Source organism: Schaalia naturae (assembly GCF_042665795.1).
Lineage (GTDB): Bacteria > Actinomycetota > Actinomycetes > Actinomycetales > Actinomycetaceae > Pauljensenia > Pauljensenia naturae.
On sequence record NZ_JBHTEF010000008.1, the window covers coordinates 1 to 3,589 of the forward strand.

General features: G+C 31.6%; 4 protein-coding genes and 1 pseudogene. All 5 read right to left on the reverse strand.

Translation table 11 applies throughout. The features are described 5' to 3' along the window. Positions 1-300, reverse strand: a 300-nt coding sequence (locus tag ACFQWG_RS14100; protein ID WP_380976502.1) for an ArsR/SmtB family transcription factor, incomplete at its 3' end; no start/stop codon positions are given. A gap of 157 nt (positions 301-457) precedes the next feature. Continuing rightward, positions 458-1,852, reverse strand: coding sequence for a heavy metal translocating P-type ATPase (locus ACFQWG_RS14105; protein WP_380976504.1), 1,395 nt, complete (start codon positions 1,850-1,852; stop codon positions 458-460). Beyond that, on the reverse strand, positions 1,849-2,097 hold the full coding sequence (locus ACFQWG_RS14110) for a hypothetical protein (RefSeq protein WP_380976506.1): 249 nt from the start codon (positions 2,095-2,097) through the stop codon (positions 1,849-1,851). The genes ACFQWG_RS14105 and ACFQWG_RS14110 overlap by 4 nt, the downstream gene beginning before the upstream one ends. 286 nt (positions 2,098-2,383) lie before the next feature. Next, positions 2,384-3,289, reverse strand: coding sequence for a PTS transporter subunit EIIC (locus ACFQWG_RS14115; RefSeq protein WP_380976508.1), 906 nt, complete (start codon positions 3,287-3,289; stop codon positions 2,384-2,386). Between the two features lie 92 nt (positions 3,290-3,381). Beyond that, a pseudogene (locus tag ACFQWG_RS14120) lies at positions 3,382-3,589 on the reverse strand (DDE-type integrase/transposase/recombinase); the annotation flags it as partial.

The following is a 3,589-nucleotide window of genomic DNA, read 5'->3' on the forward strand; positions in this document are numbered from 1 at the left end:
TTCCTCTGTGACATGATTAATAGCCAAATCAATTATCAAATCAACATGTTTGTCTGATAAGCTGTAATACATTTCTCTTCCAATTCTTTTCGACTTAACAAGCTTTATACTTCTTAATAATGAAAGTTGATGAGAAATTGCTGTTTGCGACTGACCTATTACCCGTTCAAAATCTTTAACATTCATTTCTTCTTTACACAACAGAAGTAATATTTTAAAACGAGTTTCGTTACTTAGTACTTGAAACAACTTTAATGTCCTTTTTTTTACATCTTCATCCTTATTAATGATTTCAAACATATCTTTTTTCAAATATATCACTCCAATTTTTAATTGGACAAGAATTTTTTAGGAGTTAACAATAACCTTAATGCGTTAAGAATTACAACTATAGTACTACCCTCATGCATAATTACACCTATTGCAATATCCATCTTACCTAGAAAATTTAGAACTACTAAGATATTACAACAAACATTGAGAAATATATATTTTGCCAAGTAACTTTATCCATCTTTTTAGTTAATTGATGTGCATAAACTAATTTAGAAAGATCATTTTTCATTAACACTAAATCCGCAACATCCATTGCAACATCTGTTCCATCTCCCATAGCAACTCCCACATCAGCAGTTACTAATGCTGGCGCATCATTAATACCATCTCCAAGCATACCAGTAGATCCATATTTCTTTTGTTGAGATTGAATTATTGAAGCTTTATCTTCAGGCATCACATTTGCCACTACTTCGTCTACTCCAATCACTCTCCCTACTGCTTCACCTGTTAGTTTTGCATCTCCAGTAATCATCGTTGTATGTAATCCAGCACCTTTAAAGTAGCTTACAGCATCTTTAGCGTATTGATTTGGTATATCCATCAAAGCAATCATACCAATCACATGTTCATTTTTACCTAGATAAACAACCGTTTTTCCTTCTGAAGAAAGCTGTTTTTCTTTTTGTTTGTAATTCATTGAAATAACTTTAAAAGAAGTTGGTTTACCTATTCTATAAGTATCTTCCTTAAATACAGATGACAATCCACGGCCAACTTCATTTTCAACTGTTAAATTCAAATCTCTGCCTTGAACAAATTTATTCAAAATAGCTGTTGCTAGTGGGTGGTTAGATTGTTTTTCCATAGAAACAACTATATCAATTAATTCCTTTTCATCAGCTTCCTTATCAAACATATAATCTGTAACTACTGGCTTACCATTCGTTAAAGTACCTGTTTTATCAAATGAAATAGCTTTTAAATCAGCTAATTTTGAGAGGTACGCTCCACCTTTTACTAACACACCTTTTTTAGATAAATTTGAGATTGTTGCTAACGTTGTTGGCACAGCACTTGCAGCTAACGCACAGGGCGACACTGAAATTAGATAAACCATACTTCTATATAGACTTAACTCCCATGACCAACCAAAAATATACGGTCCTGATAATAATACTAATGGGAATAATAATAATACAAGAGTTACATATTTAGGTTCTAAGGTTTGGATCAATGTTGCTGTTTTTGTTAAACTCTTTTGAGACTGATTAACCATTGCTAATATTTTAGAAAATACTGTTTCTGAACTATCTTTGGTAACGGTCATTGTAAATGTACCTGAACCATTTATTGTACTACCGTATATTTCATCACCAACATTTTTCTCTTTTGGAATACTTTCACCATTGATAGATGATTCATCCACTGAAGTTGATCCACTTAATATAACGCCATCAGTTGGTATTTGATCTCCGTTTAAAACTTTTAGAGTATCACCTACTTTAACTTCATCAACTGGAACAATTTTTGTTGTTCCATCAGCATTCAACAAACGTGCTTCAGTTGGATTCATTTCCAGTAAATTAGTAATTTCTCTTTACTTTTGCCATCGACGTAATCTTCAAGAAAATGAGCCCCAGCGAAAATTACAATTAAAAGAGCTCCTTCTTCAAAGTTACCAATAGCAACTGCTCCGGCTGTTGCTAACGCCATTAAAAAATGAATATTTGGCGAAAACTTCTTAGCTCTCATAGTATTCTTTATAGTATCTCCAATACCCTCTAAAATAATATGATAGCCTGCGATAATAATAGACAATGAGAAGGCTATATTAGCATATAATTCAATACTTTTTTCAAAATATAGGCCTACTCCAAAAGCTAATAGTCCAAGAAATACATAATAACCGGAAATTTCCCTCCATGATTGTGATCGTGATCATGGTCGTGATCATGGTCGTGATCGTGGTTATGTTCTTTTTTTGACATTTTTCAAACTCCTTCCAGATATAAGTGTTCGTTTATTCATATGTTTGCTCACTCATATGTTAATTAGATTATATCTGAATACTCATTCATATGTCAATAGAAAATATTTATTTTTTTTATTCAAAATTAATAATTATATCAGGATTTTTTTTCTTTGCACTTGCATACAAAATAGAATCTTCCTGAACTTTCGATTTAGATTCTTTAGTTATAATTAAAGAAATTATAAAGCCTAATACCAATGATAAAACTAAACCAATAACTGCTATAATAATATTGCTATTATTTCCAGTTGGTGCTATGAATATGGGTAACGAAAAAATAGAAGGAACAACAAAACTATATGCTTTGATCGACAAAAAACTAAGTAATGCATTAATCAACCCAGATAAAGCCATTATAGAATATAAGAGTTTCTTGTTTTTTGTCATTATTCCAAATAATGCTGGTGCTGTTACACCAAACATAGCTGATATTGCAGAACTAACTCCTAGTTGCTTTAAGTTTTTATCAGTCTGATTAATGCTCCAAGCAAATGTTGAACTGCCAATTAAAATACTTGAAAAAAAACTGATTGGCATAATTCCAGTGTCATATCCCAAAGCTGATATATTCGCAAGCATCACAGGAAAAAAGGCATATAAAGCTCCTGTCATTACAATAAAGTAATACATTAATCCGAAGATAGCACCATAAAGTATAGGAACATTATCGGAAAGTAAACTAGATATTTGTGCTAAAAATTGTCCAATAAAATAACCAATGGGACCAAAAAGCATCAATGTCACTAAAGTACTTATTAATAAAGAAAAAAATGGTATAAAAATCATTTTAAACTGTTTAGGAGCTAACTTATTGATTACTTTAATAATTTTACTCATAAACCAAATTCCTAATATAATTGGTATTACAGTCGAGGAATAAGATATAGCTGGTATTCTAAAAAAAGACAGAAACTCTAAATTTTTATCTATACTTACAACAGATGGATAAAAAAGCAAACAGGATAATGTAACCGCCAAATAAATGTTAACTTTAAATTTTTTTGGTTCTGTTGCAAAGTTTTAAAATAAACAACCAGCATTCCGTTTTGACTGCTTTTTAGCTGGGATACCAATAAGACCTTGATTTCAGTGCAAACCGAAAAGCCGAAGAGTGTGCCCTCTTTTCGGCTTTTCTTGTATATTCCGCGAATCGTTTCCATGCCTTTAATCGTGGTAGAGGCAGTGCGTAAACTTCGATAAAATTTATTCCGACGTTTGATTGGTCGATGATCTTGCTAATCAAGTTATTGAGATACTTAACTGTTCTGTGTTCTGTCT

Bases quoted from the DNA above. Each gene is read 5' to 3' on its own strand.
- ACFQWG_RS14105 (WP_380976504.1), bottom strand. From the start codon at position 1,852: ATGAATCCAACTGAAGCACGTTTGTTGAATGCTGATGGAACAACAAAA.